Origin of the sequence: Pseudonocardia sp. SID8383 (assembly GCF_009864975.1) — a bacterium.
In the GTDB taxonomy this organism is placed as follows: domain Bacteria; phylum Actinomycetota; class Actinomycetes; order Mycobacteriales; family Pseudonocardiaceae; genus Pseudonocardia; species Pseudonocardia alni.
In genome coordinates, this window is record NZ_WWFY01000861.1 from 1 (window position 1) to 1258 (window position 1258).

General features: G+C 80.6%; 1 pseudogene. It reads left to right on the forward strand.

Annotated features, from left to right (window positions below):
• A pseudogene (locus GTW08_RS20815) lies at nucleotides 1-1258 on the forward strand (hypothetical protein); the annotation flags it as partial.

The following is a 1258-nucleotide window of genomic DNA, read 5'->3' on the forward strand; positions in this document are numbered from 1 at the left end:
CCGGTGCCGCGGAGGCGGTCGCGGCCGCGCTCGCCGGAGTCCCGGTCCCGGAGTCGGGCTGGACGCTGGCCTGGCGCACGACGCCCGCCGGTACCGCCCCCGGTCCGCTGCCGCAGCCGGTGCTGCTGGCCCGCACCGGGTCGCACGGCGCACCCGAGGTCCTGACCTACCAGGCCCAGTCGGCGCTGGCCCGGGCCGGACTGGTCGTGTCGGTCGAGGTCGGCGACGACGGCCCGGACCCCGGCTATCACCGCGCCGCCCGGGAGGTCGCGCGTCCGCTCCCCGCCACTCCGGTCTCCGACGCCGCCGCTCCGTCCCGCGACGACGCCGCCGCTCCGTCCCGGGAGGACGGGTCGGCATCCCTCCCCGGCGACGCACCACGGCCCGCCCCCGACACGTCCCGGTCCCCCCTGGTGGAACCCGGGGGCGGGGGCGGGGTTGCGGACGACGACACGTCCGGCCCGCCGGCCGACCGGGTTCCCGACGACCGGCCCTCCGACCGGGTCGGGCTCCTGTCCTCGGCGACGCCCCCGGCCCCGCGGCCCGACGGGGACGGGATCACGGCGGTCCCCGGACCCGACGCCGTCGAGGACGCACCGGCCGGGCACCGCACCGACAGCTCCCCCGGCGACGTCACCGTCGACTCCTCCGTCGACACGGACGTCCCCGCCTCGGACCCACCGCCCGCACCGGTGCGCATCGACCGCCCCGCGCCACTCGCCGGGAGCCCCGTCACGGAGACCCCGGACCCGGAGGACCGGCCCGGCCGGGTCGCCCCGGAGCCGACGACGGAGGGGGTCGCCGCGACAGCCCCGTCCCCGGGAGCGGCCGCACCCGACATCGGACCGGACCGGGCCCCGGGCGCAGCCACGTCCGGAGCCGGGCCGGACCCGGCCGCGGAGGCCTCCTCCACCGGAACCGGCCACGTCCCGGGCGAGGACGCCACCGGGTCCGGCTCCCCGGCGAGCGCATCCGGCGCGACCGGATCGTCCCCGGAGATCGGCATCTCCGACGAGGCCGCTCCCGGCCCGGGGGCCGGCACTGCCGATCCGGCCACTCCCACCCCGGAGACCGGAACCCCCGACCGGGCCGCTCCCGGTCCAGGCACCGACACGTCCGACAGGGCCGCTCCGGTCCCGGGAACCGGCACGCAGGACGGCGCCGGTCCCGGCCCGGCCGGGCCACGCGGCTCCGCGGCCCGACACGTCGCGGCACCCGTCGAGGGGCAGGACACGGCGCATCCGGCGCCGCGGCCGTC